The organism is Clostridium pascui, assembly GCF_016908015.1.
GTDB lineage: Bacteria > Bacillota > Clostridia > Clostridiales > Clostridiaceae > Clostridium_AK > Clostridium_AK pascui.
This window is the reverse complement of the sequence record NZ_JAFBDB010000007.1, coordinates 20,343-44,921: the sequence shown is the minus strand read 5'-3', so window position 1 is coordinate 44,921 and position 24,579 is coordinate 20,343. Positions and strand designations below refer to the sequence as shown.

At 32.5% G+C, this 24,579-nt stretch carries 22 protein-coding genes and 1 pseudogene; 22 read left to right on the top strand and 1 reads right to left on the bottom strand.

Features of this window, described 5'->3' with window-relative positions; genetic code table 11:
• Positions 1 to 62: 62 nt before the first annotated feature.
• The 10 genes from JOC70_RS15610 (at position 63) to JOC70_RS15565 (ending at position 8,697) form a co-directional block, all read left to right on the top strand.
• Complete coding sequence (locus JOC70_RS15610) at positions 63 to 422, top strand: hypothetical protein (protein WP_204599830.1); 360 nt, start codon at positions 63 to 65, stop codon at positions 420 to 422.
• 272 nt (positions 423 to 694) lie between these two features.
• The gene (locus JOC70_RS15605; protein WP_204599829.1) at positions 695 to 1,225 is read left to right on the top strand and encodes a CDP-alcohol phosphatidyltransferase family protein; all 531 of its coding nucleotides are present in this window, start codon (positions 695 to 697) and stop codon (positions 1,223 to 1,225) included.
• A 27-nt stretch (positions 1,226 to 1,252) separates the two neighbouring features.
• Complete coding sequence (locus JOC70_RS15600) at positions 1,253 to 2,143, top strand: radical SAM protein (RefSeq protein ID WP_204599828.1); 891 nt, start codon at positions 1,253 to 1,255, stop codon at positions 2,141 to 2,143.
• A 27-nt stretch (positions 2,144 to 2,170) separates the two neighbouring features.
• Positions 2,171 to 3,334 (top strand): PQQ-dependent sugar dehydrogenase, encoded by a 1,164-nt coding sequence (locus JOC70_RS15595; protein ID WP_341534915.1) that lies wholly within the window; start codon positions 2,171 to 2,173, stop codon positions 3,332 to 3,334.
• A gap of 283 nt (positions 3,335 to 3,617) precedes the next feature.
• A complete protein-coding gene (locus tag JOC70_RS15590) occupies positions 3,618 to 3,827 on the top strand; it encodes a hypothetical protein (RefSeq protein WP_204599826.1) in 210 nt (69 codons plus the stop codon).
• Between the two features lie 524 nt (positions 3,828 to 4,351).
• The gene (locus JOC70_RS15585) at positions 4,352 to 4,882 is read left to right on the top strand and encodes a hypothetical protein (RefSeq protein ID WP_204599825.1); all 531 of its coding nucleotides are present in this window, start codon (positions 4,352 to 4,354) and stop codon (positions 4,880 to 4,882) included.
• A gap of 1 nt (position 4,883) precedes the next feature.
• Positions 4,884 to 5,723, top strand: coding sequence for a hypothetical protein (locus tag JOC70_RS15580; protein ID WP_204599824.1), 840 nt, complete (start codon positions 4,884 to 4,886; stop codon positions 5,721 to 5,723).
• A gap of 315 nt (positions 5,724 to 6,038) precedes the next feature.
• The gene (locus JOC70_RS15575) at positions 6,039 to 6,494 is read left to right on the top strand and encodes an AraC family transcriptional regulator (protein ID WP_204599823.1); all 456 of its coding nucleotides are present in this window, start codon (positions 6,039 to 6,041) and stop codon (positions 6,492 to 6,494) included.
• A 198-nt stretch (positions 6,495 to 6,692) separates the two neighbouring features.
• A complete protein-coding gene (locus JOC70_RS15570; RefSeq protein ID WP_204599822.1) occupies positions 6,693 to 7,235 on the top strand; it encodes a phosphoglycerate mutase family protein in 543 nt (180 codons plus the stop codon).
• Positions 7,236 to 7,893: 658 nt separating this feature from the next.
• Positions 7,894 to 8,697 (top strand): MBL fold metallo-hydrolase, encoded by an 804-nt coding sequence (locus JOC70_RS15565; protein ID WP_204599821.1) that lies wholly within the window; start codon positions 7,894 to 7,896, stop codon positions 8,695 to 8,697.
• Between the two features lie 218 nt (positions 8,698 to 8,915).
• Here the strand turns inward: JOC70_RS15565 and JOC70_RS15560 are convergent, their stop codons facing one another.
• Positions 8,916 to 9,830: a branched-chain amino acid transaminase gene (locus JOC70_RS15560; RefSeq protein WP_204599820.1), complete on the bottom strand. Its 915-nt coding sequence runs from the start codon at positions 9,828 to 9,830 to the stop codon at positions 8,916 to 8,918.
• A gap of 439 nt (positions 9,831 to 10,269) precedes the next feature.
• On the opposite strand from JOC70_RS15560, the gene ilvN reads away from it, so the two are divergent.
• The 12 genes and pseudogenes from ilvN to JOC70_RS15500 all read left to right on the top strand — a co-directional run.
• Positions 10,270 to 10,773: an acetolactate synthase small subunit gene (ilvN, locus tag JOC70_RS15555; protein WP_207755333.1), complete on the top strand. Its 504-nt coding sequence runs from the start codon at positions 10,270 to 10,272 to the stop codon at positions 10,771 to 10,773.
• A 33-nt stretch (positions 10,774 to 10,806) separates the two neighbouring features.
• Positions 10,807 to 11,799 (top strand): ketol-acid reductoisomerase, encoded by a 993-nt coding sequence (gene ilvC, locus JOC70_RS15550; protein WP_204599819.1) that lies wholly within the window; start codon positions 10,807 to 10,809, stop codon positions 11,797 to 11,799.
• Between the two features lie 78 nt (positions 11,800 to 11,877).
• Positions 11,878 to 13,389: a 2-isopropylmalate synthase gene (locus JOC70_RS15545; RefSeq protein WP_204599818.1), complete on the top strand. Its 1,512-nt coding sequence runs from the start codon at positions 11,878 to 11,880 to the stop codon at positions 13,387 to 13,389.
• Positions 13,390 to 13,398: 9 nt separating this feature from the next.
• Positions 13,399 to 14,961 (top strand): citramalate synthase, encoded by a 1,563-nt coding sequence (cimA, locus tag JOC70_RS15540; RefSeq protein ID WP_204599817.1) that lies wholly within the window; start codon positions 13,399 to 13,401, stop codon positions 14,959 to 14,961.
• A 17-nt stretch (positions 14,962 to 14,978) separates the two neighbouring features.
• Entirely contained in the window at positions 14,979 to 16,247 is a 1,269-nt protein-coding gene (gene leuC, locus JOC70_RS15535; RefSeq protein ID WP_204599816.1) for a 3-isopropylmalate dehydratase large subunit, read from the top strand.
• A complete protein-coding gene (leuD, locus tag JOC70_RS15530; protein ID WP_204599815.1) occupies positions 16,248 to 16,739 on the top strand; it encodes a 3-isopropylmalate dehydratase small subunit in 492 nt (163 codons plus the stop codon).
• A 17-nt stretch (positions 16,740 to 16,756) separates the two neighbouring features.
• Positions 16,757 to 17,830 (top strand): 3-isopropylmalate dehydrogenase, encoded by a 1,074-nt coding sequence (leuB, locus tag JOC70_RS15525; protein WP_204599814.1) that lies wholly within the window; start codon positions 16,757 to 16,759, stop codon positions 17,828 to 17,830.
• 12 nt (positions 17,831 to 17,842) lie between these two features.
• Positions 17,843 to 19,504 (top strand): dihydroxy-acid dehydratase, encoded by a 1,662-nt coding sequence (ilvD, locus tag JOC70_RS15520; RefSeq protein WP_204599813.1) that lies wholly within the window; start codon positions 17,843 to 17,845, stop codon positions 19,502 to 19,504.
• A 5-nt stretch (positions 19,505 to 19,509) separates the two neighbouring features.
• Entirely contained in the window at positions 19,510 to 21,177 is a 1,668-nt protein-coding gene (gene ilvB / locus JOC70_RS15515) for a biosynthetic-type acetolactate synthase large subunit (RefSeq protein WP_204599812.1), read from the top strand.
• A 207-nt stretch (positions 21,178 to 21,384) separates the two neighbouring features.
• Positions 21,385 to 23,049, top strand: a complete 1,665-nt coding sequence (locus JOC70_RS15510) for a sensor histidine kinase (protein ID WP_204599811.1) — start codon at positions 21,385 to 21,387, stop codon at positions 23,047 to 23,049.
• A 124-nt stretch (positions 23,050 to 23,173) separates the two neighbouring features.
• Positions 23,174 to 23,341, top strand: a complete 168-nt coding sequence (locus JOC70_RS15505) for a hypothetical protein (RefSeq protein WP_204599810.1) — start codon at positions 23,174 to 23,176, stop codon at positions 23,339 to 23,341.
• A gap of 49 nt (positions 23,342 to 23,390) precedes the next feature.
• Positions 23,391 to 23,956: pseudogene (locus JOC70_RS15500) on the top strand (class I SAM-dependent methyltransferase); the annotation flags it as partial.
• Positions 23,957 to 24,579 lie beyond the last annotated feature (623 nt).

Sequence of the window (24,579 nt, the reverse complement as noted above, 5' to 3'; positions counted from 1 at the left end):
CTATTTTTGCTTATCGCTAAAACAATTAATGATACAATAAAGATGGGAGTGTTTATGTAAAAATGAGTAAAATAAAGGATATTATTATTGGTTTTGCAGTAAGCATCCTCGTACTAATATTATGGGCATATAAGATGATAGTTACAAGCGGGATACCTGTTGAGATGTCTTTTAACGATAGTGTATCAATATCATGCCTACTATTTTTAGCTTTGATAGTATATAGTTTTTATGTAAGAAAGACAAAGTATATACTAATGAATATTATATCATTGTTAATACCGCTGTTTTTATGGGGTGCGTCTATGCAACAGGCATTAACATATAATTATTACAAATATGATACTCTCGTTAGTATTATAGGTTTTTTTACAATTTTAATTTCATTTTTACAGTTTGTTTACTGGAAAGTAAAAAAATAAAATTCACGACATAATCGTAAAATATGTGTAGAAATACCGTTGATTAATTGATTGCTGATAAGGAGGAGTTAAGGATTATATTCATTATGCTTTAGATCTACTAAGTATTTTATTTATATATAGTCATTACAAAATTTTATATGGTGGGAGCAAACTATATAGGTGAAAAATTAGATCTTGAAAAATTTTTCCTGTACTTATGGAAAAAAATAAATTAGTTATCTATTGTAATTAACTGTAGAATAAAGATTGTTAATATTTGAGGTGGTGAGATGAGAATAGTACCAAATTGTATATCGGTTAGCAGGATGATTTTTTCTTTGAGTATGATTTTTGTTAAGCCATTAAGCCTAGCTTTTTACGCAATATATATTATTTGTGGACTTAGTGACATTATGGATGGATTTATTGCCAGAAAGACAGGGACATCAAGCAAACTTGGAGAAAAGCTTGATACCATGGCAGACATGATAATGGCAGGAGTTTTATTAGTTATGTTTTATCCAATTATTAATCTCAAGATTGAAATCATCATTTGGATTATTTTAATTGGTATTATTAGATTAGTATCAATGATTATAGTCTTCAAGAAATATAAAACTTTTGCAATGCTTCACTCTTATAGCAATAAAATCACTGGTATAGTTTTATACATATTTCCAATAGTGATTCCTCATATTCATACAACTGTGATAATGTATATAAGTTGTGTTGTGGCAAGCATATCAGCAATTGAGGAGTTGATTATTCAGCTGACATCAAGTGAACTGCAAGTAAATATAAAAAGTATACTCTCAAAATGAAGATTTGTTACCCACGGGGGTGAAAAAGTGGCAAATTATAAGGAAATTACATGTACTGTAGCCTGCAATAAATTGAATCGTAAAATTCCCTTTGCTTGGGATTTGAACATATATCGTGGATGTGAGCATGGCTGTAAATATTGCTATGCAATGTATTCTCATCAATATTTAAATTCAGAACAGTATTTTGATGATATATATGTTAAAACAAATATTATTGAACAGTTAGAGCAGCAGCTTAAAAGTCCTTCTTGGAAGAGGGAGGTTGTAAATATCGGCGGTGTTACTGACAGCTACCAGCTGATAGAGGCTCAGTATAAGCTTATGCCTGAAATATTAAAGCTGATGATTAAATATAAAACGCCTTGTATTATATCAACAAAGTCTGATTTAATTTTGCGAGACTATGATTTAATTGAGAAGCTCGCGAGAATTACCTATGTAAATGTAGCAGCTACCATTACTTGTATGGATGAAAGTATCCGTAAGCTTATTGAGCCAAATGGAGTGGATTCGATAAAAAGATTTGCAATGCTAAAGGAGTTTAGAAAAACAAATGCTTCTACAGGGCTTCATTTTATGCCGATTATTCCGTACATCACCGATGGATACGATAATATTAATTCTCTGTATGAGCATGGAGCAGATTGTGGAGCAGATTATGTTTTGCCTGGAGTGCTCTATTTAAGAGGTAATACCAGACAGGTATTCTTTGATTTTATAAAAGAAGAATTTCCAAATTTATATGAGCCTTTAAAAATTTTATACAAGACAGGCGGTGCGGCAAAGGAATATAAAAATAAGTTATATACTACTGTTAATGAGTTAAAGGATAAATACAAGCTTTCAAGCAGTTATACGAAACCTATGAAAGAGAAACTAAATCAATCCAGAGGTGAGCAGTTATCTTTTCTTTAAACCTCTCATAAGAATTTATTTATTAAAATGGTACGGTTAACTTCGCAAACGAATAAAATGGTAATTAGATTAAGTTTGGAGGATAACAGTATGAAAAATACAATTTATAATGCTTTGTCCAATATTATGTTTCGTGCTCGCAATATAACCAATGTCAAATCGAAGATTAACGCATCAAGACAATTTCCTTACGAAATTGAAGTTATCGCTGATAACTTATATGTACCCTGGGCTATAGATATAAGCAATGAAGGCAAACTATATTTTACTGAGCGGTCTGGAGCAATTAGAATTATTGAAAATGGTAAACTTCTTTTGCAGCCGCTTATCACTCTTAGAGCACCCTTTATAAGTGAGGGAGAAGGAGGCTTGATGGGTATTGCACTAGATCCAAATTATTCACAAAACCGTTATATGTATGTTATGCATTCATATGCAGAGGGTAACCCAATCTATAACCGTGTTGTTAGATTAGTTGAAAGCAATAACAGGGCATCCATCGATAGGGTTCTTCTGGATAAAATCCCCGGGGGACGAATTCACAATGGAGGAAGACTAAAGATAGGTCCAGATAAGAAATTGTATATAACAACGGGAGATTCAGGGAATCCCGCATTAGCACAAGACTCTAGAAGTACAGCGGGAAAAATACTGCGAATAGAATTAGATGGCAGCATTCCTAAGGATAATCCAATTCTTAATTCACCTGTTTATAGCTTAGGTCATCGAAATCCACAAGGTTTAGCGTGGAATTCAAGAAATGTCTTGTATGCATCAGAGCATGGACAGACAGCACATGATGAGATAAACATAATAAAATCGGGAGCCAATTATGGCTGGCCTCTCGTTCAAGGAGATGAAACTTCCACTCAAGTTGTAACACAAAAGCCATTGATACAAAGCGGAGAAGTTACATGGGCACCCTCTGGTATTACCTTCGTAGATCAAGGACCATGGCAAGGAAAATTACTGGTTGCTTGTTTACGCGGGCAGCAACTACTTGCTATCTCTTTGAATAGAAATGGAACAGTAGTCAGCAATGTAGAATCATTGTTCATGAATGAGCATGGACGTTTGCGTGAGGTTATTCAGGGGAAAGATGGATCAATTTATTTGACAACAAGTAATAGGGATGGCAGAGGCAATCCTCGTATAGACGATGATAAAATTATCCGGCTCACTTTGAAATAAGGCAATATTTATAGATCTTAAGACATATCATCTATTTTATTTGTGACAATATAAACAGCCATTAAGAAAAAGTAGTAAAGGAACTAGCAAACTAGGACTCTTCTTCTCAGTGGCTGTTTTAAAATGCGCCATAAATATAACAATACAGAGTGGATTTTATCTACATGAGAAATACGGTAGATGGATTCTAAAAAAGGATTTGTAAGGTTAGAATAGAATATATTGATAAAGACTAAATTGTATATTATTGGGAAAGAATTAAATTTTAATTGGGGGATTATTTATGTTTTTTACAGAGATTATATGCTTTACACTTATCATTTTATTTTTAATTTTAGCGGTTAAGCCTTTGAAAGTAGCAAATATTATTAGAACTACATTTCACATGCAGGAGTTACATGTTGATGACTCGAGGATTTTTCTCTTAAGAGCTTCTGGTATAGCAGGAATAATAGTTTTTTCGGTATTTCTAATACTAAAAATCTGTTCTTAGGAATGTTATTTAAATTTCCTTTGGTTGGGATTTAAACTTATATTGTGGATGTAAGCATGGAGCAAATTATGGAGTGAACTATGTTTTGCTCGGAGTGCTTTATTTAAGAGGGAAAACCAGAGAGGTGTTTTTGATTTTATAAAGCAAAAATTCCCCAATCTATATGAGCCTTTACAAGCTTTCAAGTAGTTATATGAAATACATGAAAGAAACATTGATATCTAAGAATAATTAGATATTGATGTTTTTTTGAGTTTATCAATATTGTTTTAATTACTATCGAATTAGTAAGTGAGGTATATTTTTCTATATTAAGGGTTAATATGGTATAATTTGAAATAGAATGGTTTAAGTAGAGTAATATCTTAATAAAATGATATTTAAAATATGTATGCTAAATGTAGTTCTGTCAAGCAAAACTGGGGTTGATAAAAAGTAGGGGAGATTATGTCTATAATGGGAAGTTGAAAAAATTAATCCATATATCATAAAATTACTCATTTTTTAAAAGGTAGGTGTTTAGATTGATTGAGTTTCTCTATAGGGCATTATTAACATTTAACGCTACATCACCTATTTTAGTAACTTTTTTCATAAGAGAAAGATATTATATTCGATGTTTGGATAAATTTCCGATATGGGTTTCTTATGTAGTTTTTATAACTATACCTGTAATTCTTACGTGGATTAGTTTACTTCTTAAAACCTATTTAAGTAAGGACAGTATTGAATGTGAAATAAATGACGTTGAACAAGCAAACAATGCTTTTTTACCAAGCTATTTAGGTTATTTTTTTGTAGCATTAAGTGTTTCAACAGTTGAAACAATGATATTCATTTATGCTATGTTATTTGTTTTTACATTTGTGTCGCAAACATTGTACTTTAATCCATTATTTTTATGCTTTGGATACCATTTCTATTATGTTGTTTCAGGAGAAAATGTAAAACAGTTTATAATTAGTAAAAGAAAAATAAGAAGCACAAAGCACTTAAATTTCGCAAGTTTGAGAAGAATTAATGATTTCACTTATATAGACATAGAGGAGGAGTAAAATGAACCATGTAATAGCAAAAATAAGAATTAAAGACAATAAGTTAAAATATAGAAAGATACTTTCGGATAAAACATTATATACTCTACCACAGGATTTGTCTCCACATATTCCATATTCTCCAAATCATAACCTAGATGAAGATGCATGGTTTGGAATTGATAACTTTTCACAACAAACCTTTTGTTTGGATATCTTGAAAGAAAATTTTATTTCCACGGCTTATGACATGTTAAAATCTGATGAAGTCAATAAGCTAGATTTTTTATGTTCAGTTCAAGATGGGAATTACTATTATTTTCAAAAAATATCTAAGACTCAACTTCTTAGTCGAAAAAAAATTTATTTAGGAGATAAGTTTAAGTACTCAGAAGATAGTAAAGATATAGTTATAAATGAAGTTGCAGATTCTGTTTATATAAAAGATATAGATATACTTTATTTTAAAAAACTATCTTCAATAACTGGAATATTTAAAGGAATAGATGACTTATATAGAGAAGCAACAGAAGAAGAAACAAAGAAATTTTTAGAAAGAGAATTTATTCAATTAAGTGATGAGTTTAATGCAGCACAAGTAAAGCAAGCAAATAGGAAAAGAATTGCAATGGCAATTGATATTTTAAAGGGCTTTGATGATAAACAAAAAGAAATTGTTTTTGATACAATTAAGGATTATTGCCCTGATTTAGTTACAGAAAATGATAAGTTCAAAATAGCTTCTGAAAATGATTTGAAATTATTACTATATGGTATTGATCAACGTTTTTATACAACTCCAGATGGCAAGGAAAAGAGAATAGCAAATTCGGTTATTAAACTTGTTGCAATAACCTCATAATCTATAAAAATGGGGATTTAAAAAGATACTTATTGTTAGTATTTTCGATAATCAATTAAATAAAAACTAAAAATTATAATATCAACTTTCAATTGTCTGTATAATGCCCATTAGGCTAATAACAGGAGGTTAAAGTATATAAATATTTTATTTATGAAGCGTTGTCAATGTAAATAGCTGCTAAGCAAAGGCTATTCATATAATATGTAGACAAATAGTAATTTGGTAATTTTAAAAAATAAGTTGAAATACATTTTAAAGCATTATATGCTGAATTCAGGCATCGATGTACTCTATTAAAAAGGAAGGTAAGTTATGGATATTAATATTGAAATGATACCATCATATAAAATTGCTTATATACGAAAAACAGGTCCTTACGGTTCAGAGAATGTGCAAATAATGGAACAATTAAAAAGTTGGGCCATAGAAAAAAACTTATTTAATGAAAGTTCAATCATATTAGGAATAGTCCAAGATAACCCTCAATTCATAGAATCTAAAGATTGTCGTTATGATACATGTTTAGTTGTTTCTGATGAATTTAAGGTTGATAATAAGTATATTAATTTTGGAAAAATTATCGGTGGAAAGTATTGGGTATTTAAAATAAATCATACGGTAGATGCTATGCAAAAAGCATGGATGCAGATATTTTCGGAGTTATCAAAAAGAAATTATGAATTTGATGATAGAAGACCTATTATTGAACGCTATGCAATGCAGATGATAAATAAGCATTATTGTGAAATTTGTGTACCAATATTATAAAAGAATATTAGGATAAATTCCAATTTTAATGTTGAGTATTATAAATTGGAATCACAGCATTGATAATGAAGATTGGTTTTGAGGAATTAGAAAAAGAAGAAATAGAAACAGAAATGGTTCGGTTTTAAGGGACTTAAAGGTTAACAATTATAAGTTATCATGTATGTGTAAAAATATTTTAGTGATGGGAGTTTATAATTGAAGATAGTTATTATAAGACATGCAAAAGTAAACATGGAATGGGAAAAAAGATATGATTCTAAACTATACGATTTGGCATGTAAAAAATATGATACAAGTGATATTGTTCCGATTTCAGAAATTATATTTAATGAAAATAGTATAGATGTGATATATATAAGCGAATTGTCAAGAAGTTATGAAACAGCTTATCAGTTATTTGGCAAGACAGATTTTTGTAAGACATCATTGATAAATGAAGTGCCATTGAAGTCTTTTAAAGATACAAAGAAAAAAAATCCATTATGGATTTGGAATTTTATTGGAAGGCTTCAATGGTTATTTAATAATAGAAGACAGCCGGAGACGAGAAGACAGACTTTAATTAGAGCAAAAAAAGCTATTGAGTTAGTAGAAAACAATAACAAGGATTGTTTCATAATTACTCATGGTTTTTATATGAGAACACTAATAAAAGAACTTCGCTCCAAAGGGTATAAAATTGAAAAACAGACAAGAATGGGAATAGCAAATTTAGATAAAATTATTGCAATAAAATAACTCTACAAATTCCAATTTGTCTGATTGACCCAAACTAGCATAATATGTATTTTAGTATTTTTTATTATTGTTGTAGTAAATATGTTCGGCGAGTTTTTACCTCTACCAGGAACCACTGGAGAATCTTTAGTAGTAAAAATTTATGGTTTTATACAGATAATTAGTGCTATTAGTACACCTATTATAGGTTTAATTTTGCTTAAATTAGTATGTGAAGCATTATATAAATTAGTTAGGGCATGTGAAATTATATTGAAAGGTATGATAATAAATAAGGCTTACAGTCATACACGTTTTTCTTAAATTGTAAGTAAAGATTGTTTGTAAATAACGCATGGAGGAGATATATAGGAGACGCTATTATAAAAGCGTGTAATCCATTAAGAATTAATTATTCTATCTTCATGAATTTAGACCACTATTTGCATCCACATATTGAAGCTCGTTATGATTGGGAATCTGATGAGAATAAGTGCAGACCATCTTGTTTTTATCCAAAGGAACAAAGATATGATAGTCAATATGAATATTCAGATAAAAAATATGGTGATTTAAAAAGAAATATAACCAAAAATTTATTGGAATTAATGAAAAACGCTGGTTACTAAAAATTATAAGTATAATATACAGAAAAACTAATAGATGAAGGGGGTAAAATGTGAAACTAAAAGTTTTAGTAGATAACAATACATATATTGACCAATATTATTGTGGTGAACCTGTTGTTTCGTATTATATTGAAGATGAAGATATTAGACTATTACTGGATGTAGGATATTCTGATTTGTTTATGAAAAACTCAGATGCCTTAGGTGTAGATTTAGGAAGTGTAAGTACTATCGTTATTTCACATGGACATGATGACCACACAAGAGGATTAAAATACTACTTTGAACAAAATAATAATATCATTTCTATTATTGCTCACCCAGATGCATTTAAAGAAAAATCAGCAGGTGATTTAAAAATCTGCTCGCCTATATTAGAAGAAGAACTAAAAGAAAAATGTAATCTAATTCTTTCAAAAAAACCTATTAAGGTCAGTAAAAACATAACTTTTTTAGGAGAAATACCACAAATAAATCATTTCGAAGAAAGAAAACCTATTGGTAAACAAATTATTGGAGAAACTTTAGTCGACGACTATGTAAGAGATGATACTGCACTTGTTTATAAGAGTGAAAAGGGTATTTATATTATTACAGGATGTTCTCATAGTGGAATATGTAACATAATAGAATATGCAAAAGAAGTGTATAAAGATAATAGAGTATTAGGAGTTATAGGAGGATTTCATTTATTTGAAGTAACTAAGCAGGTTAATAAAACTATTGAGTATCTAAAACAGAACAACATAAAAGAATTATATCCTTGTCATTGTACTTCATTTACCGTTAAAGCAGAGATACATAAAGCTTTACCTGTGAAAGAAGTTGGCGTGGGGTTGGAAATAAACTGGTAAAAATATTCAAAATAAAAATATATAGCAGCTAAGTAATGCGACATTTTTGAATTTCGCGCTTAGCTGCTACTTTATAAGTAGGGTACAGCGCATAGTATAGAGAATGGTAGGGGGAGCTACCTTTTACTCTGTGCTCTGCAATCTGTACCCAGGAACTTACTTGAAAACTAATTTCAACTTGCCACTTGTCACGTGGGTGGCACTTTTATGCTTTTATGCTAGTAAACAGAAGTACAAGAGTCTTTGTATTTTTCAATCTTGCCTACGGTTAAATTTGAAAATGCTTCTTTAATTCTTTTGCATATTTCGCCAGGTTCGCCGTTACCAACAATTCTATCATCTGCCTCAATAATTGGGGTAACTTCCATAGCGGTACCACTGAAAAACAATTCATCAGCAGCATAAAGCTCTGTTCTTGATATGCTTCTTTCAACTACCTCTATACCTAGATCTTCTCTTGCAATTTGCATAACAAGTTCTCTAGTTATACCCTCTAATATGTTATCTGAAGGAGGAGGTGTAATTAGTTTGCCTTTTCTAACCATAAATATATTTTCTCCTGGCCCTTCGCAAACATGACCAGTTGCAGTTAAAAATATAGCTTCGTCATATCCTCTGCTAGTAACCTCCAATGAAGCCAATGCAGAATTTAAGTAAGATGCAGTGGCCTTAACTCTTGGAGGAAGCATATTATCGTTTAGTCTTGTCCAAGATGTTACAGCAACTCTAAGACGATCCTTTCCAGTGTAACTTCCTAGCGGTTGACAGTATATAACTATACGATCATCGTTATCCTTAAGAGTAGGTCCTATATGCTCAGATCCCTTAAAAGCGATAGGCCTTATGTAGGTCGTAGATTTAAAATTGTTTTTCTTTAAAAGTTCAATTGTAATATCACAAAGTTCTTCTACACTATAAGGTAATTTGATATTTAAAACCTTGCAGGATTGAAGAAATCTAGTATAGTGTTCTTTTAATTTAAATGCATAAAGTTGATTGCTATCTTCATGCCAATAAGCTCGTATTCCTTCAAAACAAGCAAGTCCATAGTTAAAAGCCTTAGACCTAACGCTTATATTTACGTTATTTTCCTTTACAAAGTCCCCTTGATAAAATGCTAAACATTCATTCATAGAAAAGCCCCCTTACAAAATATAAATTTATTTTCATATATTCGACATGTTTGCAGAATAGCAAATTTTTCATGAATTTTGATATTTTAATTATAGATTCTAAAGGTATTTTCACCATATGTCAACAGAAAATTGAATGGAAAACAAAAATAATTTAAAATTTCTTGTGATTTTCAGAATATAGAAATAAATAATTCTAAATTAATTATAAATGAATATTTATTAATCAGAAGATATTTAATAAGAGCCTAGGTGCTGAAGTGCCTTAAAGGCAACGTTTACAGAGGTTTAATAAGCTAAAAAATGAAGGAATAAATTCAAATGACGGAGGTATCATGCAATTTTTAATTATTTAAGAAAATTGATTGACCTTGCAAAAAATATATGATAATATTACTGACAAGATTTGGTTTAAGTAGCTTGTTTTCTCTGAAAGGAGATGATTGAGATAAAATCTTATGTTTTGTCAGTTACAGTTGATAACAATCCAGGAGCTCTTATGAGGGTGTGTCAACTTTTTAGCAGAAGAGGCTATAACTTAGAAAGTGTTACAGCAGGAGTTACTGAAAGAGAAGGCATATCTCGGTTAACGCTAATTGCTAAAGTTGAAAAGGATGATATATTAAATCAGATAGTAAAACAAATTAAAAAACTAGAAGATGTTTACAAGGTATCAGTTCTGGATGAAAACAGCTCTATATGTAGGCAAATGATGTTTATAAAGGTTAAAGCACAAGGAGAAAGTAAGCAGGAAATACTGAATATAGTTAATATTTTTAGAGGTTCCATAACAGACATTACACCTGAAAGTTTAACAATAGAAATTACAGGGGATGAAAATAAGCTGGAGGGGCTAAAAAATGTATTAATGCCTTTTGGTATTTTGGAAATAGTAAGCAGTGGTTTTATTGCTTTAGAAAGAGGCATAGAATCTCTTAAATAATAAATATTTAAAAATCACAAGGGGGCTATTATTATGGCAAAAGTATATTATCAACAAGATTGTAATTTAGAGGTTTTAGAAGGAAAAAAGATTGCAGTAATTGGTTATGGAAGCCAAGGACATGCACATGCACTTAACCTAAAAGAAAGCGGACAAGACGTTATAGTGGGGCTCTATAACGGAAGTAAGTCTTGGAACAAGGCTGAAGAAGCTGGACTTAAGGTTATGGTTACTGCAGATGCTGTTAAGGCTGCAGATGTAATAATGATACTTGTAAATGATGAAAAACAAGCTAAGCTTTACAAAGAAGATATAGAACCTAATTTAACACCAGGTAAGGCATTAGTATTTGCGCATGGATTCTCAATTCATTTTGGTCAAATACTACCTCCAAAGGATGTAGATGTATTTTTAGTTGCGCCAAAGGGACCAGGACACACTGTTAGAAGTCAATATTTAGAAGGAAAAGGAGTACCGTCTCTTATAGCAATACATCAAAATGCTACAGGAAATGCAAAAGAAATAGCATTAGCCTATGCAGCAGGTATAGGTGGAGCAAGAGCTGGGGTTATTGAAACTTCATTCAAAGAAGAAACCGAAACAGATCTTTTTGGTGAACAGGCTGTATTGTGTGGTGGATTAACTGCATTAATAAAGGCAGGATTTGAAACTTTAGTTGAAGCAGGTTATCAACCAGAAATGGCTTATTTCGAGTGTTGTCATGAAATGAAACTTATTGTTGATTTAATTAACCAAGGTGGATTAAATTTCATGAGATATTCCATAAGTGATACTGCAGAATATGGTGACTACATAGCAGGACCAAGGGTAGTAACAGAAGAGGCTAAAAAAGCAATGAAGGGCATTTTAACAGATATTCAAAATGGTACATTTGCGAAAAACTGGCTGCTTGAAAATCAAGTAGGAAGACCATTCTTCAATGCTACGAAGAACAAAGAAGCAGAACATGAAATTGAAAAGGTTGGATCTGAACTGAGAAATATGATGAGTTGGACAAAACAATAAAATCATAGTAAGTAAATTGGTGCCACTATGCCGCTTGAGTAAGTGGCACTAATTTAGGCTTAGAGGGGAGGAGACAATTTGGATAGACGAATAAAAATATTTGATACTACATTAAGAGATGGAGAGCAAACTCCTGGAGTAAATCTTAATGTAAAAGAAAAGGTAATGATTGCAAGACAATTGGAAGCCTTGAATGTGGATATCATTGAAGCAGGCTTCCCATTTTCATCTAAAGGGGACTTTGAGGCAGTAAAAGCCATTGCAAAGGAAATTAAAAAATCAACTGTGGCAGCGTTATGTAGGGCTACTAAGGGTGATATAGATTGCGCATGGGAAGCTGTAAAGGAAGCGGCAAAGCCTAGAATTCATACATTTATTGCCACATCCGATATTCATATGAAGCATAAGCTTCAAATGACAAAGGAAGAAGTTTTAAAAAGAGCTGTGGAAATGGTCTCCTATGCTAAAAGCTTGTGTGAAGATATAGAATTTTCAGCTGAGGATGCTTATAGAAGCGATCCAGAGTTTTTATGTGAAATTTTTGAAAAAGTTATTAAGGCTGGGGCAACAGTGATCAATATACCGGATACAGTGGGATATGCATTGCCTTCAGATTACTATAAATTTATTGAATATATAATGAAAAATACTAAGGGTATAGAAGCTGTAGACGTAAGTGTCCATTGTCATGATGACTTAGGCCTAGCAGTGGCAAATAGTTTATCAGGAGTTATGGCAGGAGCAACACAAGTAGAATGTGCTATTAATGGTTTAGGAGAAAGAGCTGGAAATGCAGCCTTAGAAGAAATAGCTATGGCTATAGACGTTAAAAAAAATTCTTTAGGTGCATTTACTAATATAAATACTAAGCAAATTTATAGAACGAGCAAGCTTGTAAGTTCCTTAACAGGAGTTAACGTACAGCTTAATAAGTCCATTGTTGGAGGTAATGCTTTTGCTCATGAATCAGGTATACATCAAGATGGAGTTCTTAAAGAAAAGAGTACCTATGAAATTATTACTCCAGAATCAGTTGGAATAAATAATAATTCAGGTATTGTACTTGGTAAACATTCAGGAAAGCATGCCTTTGATAATTACTTAAAGGATATGAATATTGATCTTGATAAGGAAGAATTAGAACATGCCTTTGAAAAATTTAAAGAGTTAACAGATAAGAAAAAAACCATAACTTCTAAGGATATAGAAGCAATTGTACATGCTAAAAAATACTTCAATGAAACCTATAAGCTTAAATCCTTCCAAATAAACACTGGAAACAATATAGTTTGTACAGCAGCAGTAGAAATATTAAAAGGTGAAGAATTATTTACTGAGGTTGCAGTGGGAGATGGCTCTGTAGATGCAGCGTTTAAGGCTGTAGAAAGAACTATAGGTATGAATATAAACCTTAAGGACTATTCTATAGCATCTGTAACTGATGGAAAGGATGCATTAGGAGAGGTAACAGTAAAAATAGAAGATGAAAAAGGACATATTTTTGTAGGTAAGGATATTTCGGAAGATGTTATGGAGGCAAGTATTCGTTCGTATATAAATGCAATAAATAAGATGATTGATGAGAGTTAGGTGATAGGTATGAATAAAAGGGTACACATTTATGATAGTACATTAAGGGATGGGGCTCAGGCAGAAGGAATTTCATTTAGCGTTACTGATAAACTCAAAATTGTAGAAAAGTTAGATAATCTAGGAGTGAGCTACATTGAAGCAGGAAACCCATCATCAAATCCTAAGGATTTAGAATTCTTTAAGGAAGTAAAAAAACTAAATTTAAAAACCTCTAAAATATGTGCCTTTGGAAGTACCAGAAGACCTAATATAAAGGTAGAAGAAGACAAAGAATTAAGTAGTCTTGTAAAATCCGATGCTGAGGTTTTAGCTGTATTTGGAAAGGCTTGGAGTTTTCATGTGGAAGAAATAATCAAGACTACCTTAGATGAAAATTTGTCAATGATAAAGGATACCATAGAGTATTTAAAGGCTTTAAATAAAGAAGTTGTATTTGATGCAGAGCATTTCTTTGATGGCTATAAAAATGATGCTGAATACGCTCTAAATGTTATAAATGCAGCTAAAGAAGCGGGAGCAGACTGGATTGTACTTTGTGACACAAATGGTGGCACACTGCCTATGGAAGTTGAAAAAATATTAAATTATGTTGTAAAAGACTTAAAGTTTAATAACTTAGGCATACACTGTCACAATGATTTAGGCACTGCTGTAGCTAATTCTTTAATAGCTGTCCAGTGTGGAGTAGCTCAGGTTCAGGGCACTTTTACGGGTGTTGGTGAAAGATGCGGTAATGCAAATTTAAGTACAATTATAGCAAACCTAAATTTAAAGATGAAATATGAAGCAATAGAGGATGAAAATTTAGAAAAGCTTATATCTACGTATAGATATATTAGCGAGGTAAGCAATGTTACTCCAAATAAATTGGAGCCCTATGTTGGAAGTTGTGCCTTTGCTCATAAGGGCGGTATGCACATAGATGCTGTTTATAAAAATCCCACATCCTTTGAACACATATCACCGGATTTGGTTGGTAACGAAAGAAAAATTCTCATGTCTGAGGTTTCTGGCAGAAGTACTATAATGTCTTTTATAAATTCTTTAAATCCAAATATAACAAAAGATTCAGAAGAAACCAAGGGAATACTGAAAAAGTTGAAGGATTTAGAATACGAAGGATATCAATTTGAAGGGGCTGAAGGTAGTTTTGAACTCTTAGTTAGAAAAGAATTAGGACTATTTAAGCCATCCTTTCAACTTGTTGAATATAAAGTAATGATGGGAGAATCAGATACAGGAGTTTCCAATGCTTTAGCAACCATGAAGATAATGGTAAATGGAGTAATGGAAATCACAGCTGCAGAGGGAAATGGTCCAGTAAATGCACTAGATAAAGCACTTAGAAAAGCGCTAACAGTCTTTTACAAATCTATATCAAATATGTATTTAACTGATTATAAAGTTAGAGTCATAGATGGAGATAAGGCTACAGATGCAAAAGTAAGGGTAATAATTACATCTACAGATGGAAGCTCAATATGGAGCACAGTTGGAGTTTCAAACGACATAATAGAAGCTAGTTTTAAAGCACTAACAGATTCTGTTGAATATAAATTAATTCAGTAAAAGGGAGATGACATATTATGAAAAAACCTATGACCATGACACAAAAAATACTTGCAGCTCATGCAGGTTTAGATTATGTACAACCAGGACAGTTAATAACAGCAAATTTAGATTTAGTTTTAGGAAATGACGTAACAACACCAGTTGCTGTTAAAGCTTTTAACAGTATGAATGTTGATAAAGTTTTTGATAAAGATAAGATAGCAATAGTGCCTGACCACTTTACGCCTAATAAGGACATAAAATCAGCAGAGCACTGTAAGTTTATTAGAGAATTTGCCTGTACAAAAGAGATAACAAATTATTTTGAAATAGGGGAAATGGGGATAGAACATGCGCTAATACCAGAAAAAGGATTAGTAATTCCAGGTGATGTGGTAATTGGAGCAGATTCTCATACTTGTACCTATGGAGCGCTGGGAGCTTTTTCAACAGGGGTAGGAAGTACTGACATGGCTGTAGGAATGGCAACGGGTAAAGCTTGGTTTAAGGTTCCAGAGGCTATAAAATTTGTTTTAAAAGGTAAGCTTTCTAAATGGGTATCTGGTAAAGATGTAATACTTCATATCATAGGTATGATTGGAGTAGATGGTGCACTTTACAAATCAATGGAATTTACAGGAGAAGGGGTATCAGAGCTTTCAATGGACGGCAGATTTACCATAGCTAATATGGCTATAGAAGCTGGTGCTAAAAATGGAATATTCCCTGTAGATGAAAAGACTTTAGAATACATAAATGGACGTACAGATAGAAAGCCAACTATATTTGAAGCTGATGAAGATGCAGAGTATAGCGAAGTTTATGAAATAGATTTAGGTTCTATAAAACCTACAGTAGCTTTCCCTCATCTGCCTGAAAACACTAAAACTATAGATGAAGTTGGAGAAGTGAAAGTCGATCAAGTAGTAATTGGTTCTTGTACTAATGGAAGAATGGAAGATTTAAGAGTTGCAGCTTCCATATTAAAAGGCAAGAAAGTTAAAAAAGGAATTAGACTTATAGTATTCCCAGGAACGCAAAATATATATTTGCAGTGCTTAGAAGAAGGATTAGCTAAGATATTTGTAGAGGCAGGTGGAGTATTTAGTACGCCAACTTGTGGCCCTTGTCTTGGAGGGCATATGGGGATTTTAGCAGCAGGAGAAAGAGCTATAGCTACTACAAATAGAAACTTTGTTGGAAGAATGGGACATCCAGAAAGTGAAGTGTATTTAGCAAGCCCAGCAGTAGCTGCAGCATCTGCCATAGCAGGAAAAATCGTATCACCAGAGGAGGGAATATAGATGCAAGCATTAGGTAAAGTTTTAAAATACGGAGATAATATAGATACTGACGTTATAATACCCGCTAGATATTTAAATACATCTGTTCCAGAGGAATTAGCAAAATATTGTATGGAAGATTTGGATAAAGACTTTTTGAAAAAGTTAAACAAAGGAGACATTGTAGTTGCAGGTAAAAATTTTGGATGCGGATCTTCAAGAGAACATGCTCCAATATGTATAAAAGCAGCTGGGGTTTCCTGTGTAATAGCAAAAAGTTTCGCAAGAATATTTTATAGAAACTCAGTAAATATAGGTTTCCCGATACTTGAATGTGAAGAAGCAGTAAATGCTGCAGAAAATGGTCATGAGTTAGAAGTGGATTTTGAAAAAGGAATAATAAAAAATATTACATTAGATAAGGAATATCAGGCACAGGCCTTTCCTGAGTTTATGTTAAATATAATGAAAAATGATGGATTAGCAAACTGCGTAAATAAAGGATTATTTTAATTTAGGGAGGGACAAACATGAAAGAATTTAAAATAGCAGTTATACCAGGAGATGGTATAGGCGTTGAAATAACAAAAGAGGCTTTAAAGGTTTTAGATAAAATATCAGAAAAGTACAATACGAAATTTAATTATGTGGATTTGAAAGCAGGAGGATGTGCCATAGATGCTTATGGAGAAGCTCTTCCAAAGGAAACTTTGCTAAAAGCCAAAGAATGTGATGCATTATTTTTAGGAGCAGTTGGGGGACCGCAGTGGGATCATCTTCCAGGAGATCAAAGACCTGAAAAAGCTCTTTTAGGATTAAGATCAGGGCTAGGACTTTATGCAAATTTGAGACCAGCAAAGGTTTTTGAAGAACTAAAATCAGCATCTCCTCTTAAAAATGCACTAGTAGAAAAGGGTATTGATCTTTTAGTCGTAAGAGAATTAATAGGTGGAATTTACTTTGGCAAGAGAGATACAGTAGTTGAAGATGGAGTGGAAACAGCTTATGATACAGAAAGCTATAATGTAGATGAAATAAAAAGAATTGCTCATGTAGCTTTTAAATCAGCTATGAAAAGAAGAAAGAAAGTTACTTCTATAGATAAGGCAAATATTTTAGATGCTTCAAGACTTTGGAGAAAAGTTGTAATAGAGGTTTCAAAAGAATATCCAGAAGTTGAATTAGAGCATATGTATGTAGATAATGCAGCTATGCAGCTTGTGCGTAATCCTTCACAGTTTGATGTAATGCTTACAAATAACATCTTTGGAGATATATTATCCGACGAAGCTTCCATGCTTACAGGTTCCATAGGAATGCTTGCATCATCAAGTGTTGGGGAAGGCAGCTACGGAATGTATGAACCTATTCATGGTTCTGCACCAGATATAGCAGGACAAAATATAGCAAACCCATTAGCGCAAATACTTTCAGCAGCTATGATGCTTGATTATTCATTTAATATGACAGAAGCGGCAAAGGATATACAAAATGCAGTTAAAAATGTTTTAGCAAAAGGTTATAGAACTTCAGATATATGGACAGAAGGTATGACAAAGGTTGGAACAAAGGAAATGGGAGAACTTGTTTTATCAGAAATCTAAGGAGGGATTTGCATGAAATCAGATGCTTGTAGAAAAGGCTTAGAAAAGGCACCTCATCGTTCTCTTTTTAAAGCGCTGGGGTTTATAGATGAAGAGATGGATAGACCACTTATAGGTATTGCAAATTCCTATAGTGAAATAGTGCCAGGGCATATGAATTTAGATAAGATTGCTCAAGCTGTTAAAGATGGAATAAGACTTGCAGGGGGAGTACCTGTGGAATTTAGCACTATAGCTGTATGTGATGGAATAGCTATGAATCATAAGGGAATGAGCTATTCCCTTCCTTCTAGACAAATAATTGCTGATAGTGTTGAAATTGTCGCAAATGCTCATTCTTTTGATGGATTAGTTTTACTTCCTAACTGTGATAAGGTGGTTCCAGGAATGATTATGGCAGCAGCAAGAGTTAACATACCTTCAATACTTGTAAGCGGTGGACCTATGCTTGCTGGAAAGACCAATGGAAGGACAACTGATCTAAGTGCCATGTTTGAAGCAGTAGGATCAGTTAAAGCTGGAAAAATGACTGAAGAAGAATTACTGGAAATGGAGGATACTGCATGCCCTGGCTGCGGTTCCTGCTCTGGAATGTTTACAGCAAATTCTATGAATTGCTTATCAGAGGTTTTAGGAATGGCACTTCCATACAATGGAACCATACCAGCAGTTTTTGCAGAAAGATTAAGACTTGCAAAGAAGACTGGAATGAAAATTGTTGAACTTGTTAAAAAAGGCATTAAGCCATCCGAAATTTTAACAAAGGATGCATTTATGAATGCAGTAACTGTAGATATGGCATTAGGATGCTCTACTAATTCACTGCTTCACCTGCCAGCAATAGCAAAAGAAGTATCAGTAGAAATAAATTTTGATAAAGTTAATGAAATAAGTAATAAAACTCCAAACCTATGCAGACTTAGTCCAGCGGGGCATCATCATATAGAGGATTTGCATATGGCAGGAGGAGTGCCAGCGGTAATCAATTTACTAGCTAGTAAAGATCTTATCAATAAGGATTGTTTAACTGTAACCACAGGGAGCATTTATGAAAATGTAAAAAATGCAAAAGTTAAAAATAGTGAAGTTATAAGAGATATTGATAGCCCATACAGCAACACTGGGGGACTTGTGGTACTTAAGGGGAGCTTGGCGCCAGATGGAGCTGTTGTAAAAAAATCTGCTATGGCACCTGAAATGATGAAGCATATAGGAAAAGCTAGAGTATTCGACAGTGAAGAAGAAGTAGCAGAAGCGATAATGGGTGAAAAGATAAACCACGGGGATGTAGTAGTAATAAGATACGAAGGTCCTAAGGGCGGTCCTGGAATGAGAGAGATGTTATCTCCTACAGCTCTTTTAGCAGGCATGGGATATGATAAAACTGTAGCCCTTATAACAGATGGAAGATTCTCAGGAGCAACAAGAGGAGCAGCTATAGGACATGTTTCACCTGAAGCTGCAGAAGGCGGGCCAATAGCGTTGGTTAAAGAAGGAGATCTTATTGAAATAGATATAGAAAATAAGAAATTAAATCTATTAGTAGATGAGAAAGAGTTACAAAAGAGAAAACCTCAAGGGAAGATGAAGTCTGTAGAAGGATACTTGAAAATCTATAGAAAATTAGTATCCTCAGCCTGCAAAGGAGCGGTTTTTGAAGATGTAAAGGAGTGATTAATTTGGAGTATACAGGTGCCAGGATTATACTTGAATGCTTAAAAGAACAAGGAGTCGATACTATTTTTGGCTATCCAGGAGGAGCGGTGCTGAATATATATGATGAGTTATATTCTTTTGAGGGTATAACCCATATACGTACAGCCCATGAGCAGGGATCTGCGCATGCTGCAGATGGCTATGCAAGAGCTACGGGAAAGGTAGGGGTATGTATTGCTACGTCAGGTCCTGGAGCTACAAATCTTGTAACAGGAATTGCTAATGCGTATATGGACTCTGTTCCTATGGTGGCAATAACAGGGCAGGTTCCTACAAGCTTAATTGGAAAAGACTCCTTTCAGGAAGTTGATATACTAGATATTACAATGCCTATAACTAAACACAATTTTATTGTTAAAAATGTAGAGGACTTAGCACCTGTAATGAGAAAGGCCTTTTCCATTGCAAAACATGGAAGACCAGGACCGGTTTTAGTAGATATACCTAAAGATATAACTGCAGCAATGTGTGAATATACGCCTTTAGAACTAGTAGATCATGTCAATAATAAATCCATTAATGAAGATGAAGTAGAAAATGCAGTAGAAATAATAAATAAAAGTAAGAAGCCCGTTATTATAGTAGGAGGAGGATGTAATATTTCGGATGCTCAAGAAGAGCTTCAAGAATTTCAAAATAAGTTAAAATGTCCTGTTTGCTCTACAATGATGGGACTTGGATCCTTCGATGGAACACATCCTATGTTTACTGGAATGGTTGGAATGCATGGAACTTTGGCATCTAATAAATGTATTTGTGAAAGTGATCTTATAATAGCTGTTGGAGCTAGATTTAGTGATAGAGTTATAAGTAATGCAAACACCTTTGCAAAAGATACAAAAGTAATTCATTTAGACATAGATGAAGCTGAAGTGGGTAAAAACATCGAAGCTAATTCGTGGATTATAGGGAATATCTCAGATATACTTACAAAATTAAATAATAGGCTAGAGGAAAGAAAAGAAACTGAATGGACAAAATTTGCTTTAAATTTAATAAACAAGGATGAAAGAAAAACTTTAAAGATAAATCCTAAGGATTCAGTAAATCCTGTTTATCTTATAAGAAAACTATATGAGCTTACAAAGGGAGAGGCTATTATAACCACAGAAGTTGGACAAAATCAAATATGGGCAACTCAAGGGTATATATATAAGAAACCAAAAACCTTTATAACATCTGGCGGCCTTGGAACTATGGGATATGGCTTTGGTGCTGCTATAGGAGCCAGCATGGGTAAAAAGACAGCTGTGTTTGATATAGCAGGGGATGGAAGTTTTAAAATGAACTGTAATGAACTGGCTACAGTGGTGGAATATAATATACCGGTTAAAATAATAGTACTTAATAATGGCGTTTTAGGAATGGTAAGACAATGGCAAAACCTTTTTTATAAAAAGAGGTTTTCAGAAACCACGTCTGAAAAAAGGGTAAACTTTGCTAAAATAAGTGAAGCTTACGGTGCGCTAGGAATTAGCATAAATACAAATGAAGAAGTAGAAAATGCACTAAGGAGGGCCATAGAATATGATGGACCAGTTGTAGTAGATTGTCTTGTAGACAAGGATGCTATGGCTGTACCTATAGTACCTCCAGGAGCTGATATAGAAGAAATGATGATATTGGACTGAAAAAAATGTAACCTCTTTAGAAGGAGGCTCCTTAAGGAGCCTTTTTTTTATACGAAAATTAACTATGGCTTATTTTGTAAATTTAGAGCTAAAATATTCGAAATTTTCTTTCATATTGAAGGAGTTTTTTCTAGATGCATAGAAATAATAATTAACATAATTCATTTTGAATATTATTCTAACTAGAGGGTGGGAGGGGTAGTTAAGATGTATGAAAATGAAAATGTAAACCTTTTAAAGAAGCGTATTGAGGAATTAGAAAAGAGATTAGAAGAAACAGAGACTAAATTACGCAAGAGCGAATACTTATTTAAAAGTGTCATTGGCCTATCGCCGATTTGCACTTTTATTCATAGGGGAGAGGAGTTATATTACGCAAATAAAGCTGGAGCTAAACTAGCAGGTACGGATAATCCTAAAGAGCTCATAGGAAAGTCTATAAACTCCATAATAAACAATCATCCTGATTACAATGATATAGTAAATGAGAGAATAGAAACATTACTTAGTAATGAGACTAGCGTACCTTACATGGAACAAAAACTTATAAAAAATGATGGAACTATAATGTATGCTGAAATTGCAGGGGTCTCTTTTATGTGTGATGATGTCATGAATTTATTAACTGTAATTCGAGATGTAACAAAAAGAGTAGAATTAGAACATGCTTTTAGAGAAAGGGAGGAACTTTTTAGAGGTGTTTTTGAAAATGCAGCTGTGGGTATGGCTTTAGTAGATCTAAAAGGTAAAGCCATAAAGGTTAATAACTCAATATGTGAAATTATGGGTTATTCTGAAGATGAGCTGCTTGGGAAAACCGTTCATGATGTAACTCATCCAGAAGATATAAATATAGAGATAGATAATGCTCATAAGCTATTAGAAAATAAGATACACTGCTATCATATGGAAAAACGATATTTTCATAAGGATGGCCGCATTATATGGAGTATTTTAAGTGTTTCATTAATAAGAAATAAACAGGGAGAACCTTTGTATTTTATATGTCAAATTCAGGATATAACTAATATAAAGCAGGCAAAAGAAGCGTTAGAATACGATAAGTTGAAAACAGAGTTTTTTGCGAATATATCTCATGAGTTAAGAACTCCTATAAATATAATTTATAGTTCAATACAACTCTTAAATATGTATATAGAAAACAACCAATTGTTGAATAACGTAAGTAAAGTTAAAGGATATTTAGATATAATGAAGCAAAATTGCGGTAGGACTATACGATTAGTAAACAATCTCATTGATACCACTAAAATGGACACAAATTTTTATAATTTAAATTTACAAAACCATGATGTAGTAAAAATTATCGAGGATATTACATTGTCTACTGCGGAGTATATAGAGGATAAAGGAATAGATATAACCTTTGATACAGATATAGAAGAAAAGATAGTTGCATGTGACGCAGATAAGATTGAAAGAATCATTCTCAATTTGCTTTCTAATGCTGTTAAGTTTACAGAAAAAAGTGGGAAAATTAATGTATCACTGCAGGCTAAGAAAAAACACATTAAGATTTCTGTAAAGGATAATGGTATAGGTATCCGGAATGATAAAATTGATTTGATTTTTGAACGATTTGGCCAAGTAGATAGATCACTTGTAAGAAATCATGAGGGAAGCGGAATAGGACTATGTCTAGTTAAGTCTTTTGTAGAAATGCATGGAGGAGAAATAGCAGTTAAAAGTAAATATGGACACGGAAGTGAATTTATTGTTAAGTTACCTACAAAAGTTATTGAGGAAGAAAAACTACAGGAACAATGTGAAGAATTAAGTAAAAAAACAAAGGGTAACTTTAATAACCATATTGAAAGAGTAAATATTGAGTTTTCGGATATATATTTATAGAAAATCCATTTCTCGAGGTCGCCATGAGGTTTCCTTTTCACAAACTTATCACAATTAACACAAGTTTTAATCATATTATTTTATTAATATAATCTTATACAAAATGTGTAGGAGGTTATTAATAATGAAAAACAAATGGAAATGGGTAATAGCAATTTTCTTTTTAATATTTACTCCAATAGCTGGAGTTATGCATCAAATTAAAGGTGGAGGCCCTAGCGGCTCACCTCCACCAATGAAACCCTCGTCTAATTTTAGGTTAGACGAGGGTTTTTCCCGTTGTAAAGATTAGAATAATTATTCTTGTATTTATAATATATAATAGATGGTGGGATAAATATATGACAATAGAATTAGAAAAATACTACAATAAATTTTGTGAAGATAAAAGGTTAACAAGAAGACATGGACAAGTTGAATATATTACTTCCATGAAGTATATTCATGAGTATTTGGGAAATGATTTAAATAAAAAAATCTTAGATATTGGTGCTGGGACTGGGAGATATTCTGTACAATTAGCAAATGAAGGATATGATGGTACTGCTATTGAACTTGTGAAGCATAATTTAGGTGTATTAAAGTCAAAAAAAGTAGAGTAAAAGCATTTCAAGGAACAGCATTAAAGCTATCAAGGTCTTCAGAAAATACTTTTGACATGACTTTAGTGTTTGGACCGATGTATCATCTATATGCTTTTGAGGACAAAGTAAAAGCGTTACAGGAGGCAAAAAGAGTAACGAAGCCTGGCGGTATTATTTTAGTAGCGTATTGTATGAATGAATATAGTGTACTAACTTATGGCTTTAAGGAAAATAATATTTATGCATTTATTGAAAATGGAAAACTTACTGATGATTTTCATGTTATATCTGAGCCAGAAGATTTATACGATAATGAAAGAATATAAAGAATATATGGAAAAGCTATAGATGAGTATAAAAGAATGTGCATATGTGACAAAGTCTTCATTAAGTAAAGTATGGTAACGGAAATGTCTCTTTTCCACAAGGAGGATTCAATGTTTAATTCAAACTATAAAACAACAGACTCATATTTATATAACAATATGTGATGATGTGTTTTCTACAGCATATGCACCAGGCGTTATATAATAGCAAGGATTAGCAGGTGAGTAATCGAGAAGAAAGTATTAAAAAAGTATTAAATTAGTAACGTATAGATTAAGATTTTATAATAAAAGAGTTTCAATATTAAGAACAAAATAAATAAGAAGAGCTTTCTTGATATGATTACTAAGAAATGATAAAGATGAATATTAAGGGAGCAAATTTTAAACACCTGAACAAGCTCAGCAGAAATTTAAAAAATAAATTGAATTAAATACAACATAAGAGATCTTATTCCTCAATTGGGTATCTTTCTTCCACCCAATTGAGGATGTGAATTCATAAAATGTATTAACTTTACGTGAAGTTTTTTAAGTTAATTATTCTAATACATTTGTATTTTACTTTGTCTATTTAACAGGAAACAGTTTATATATGGGGACATAATTTCTATTGAGAT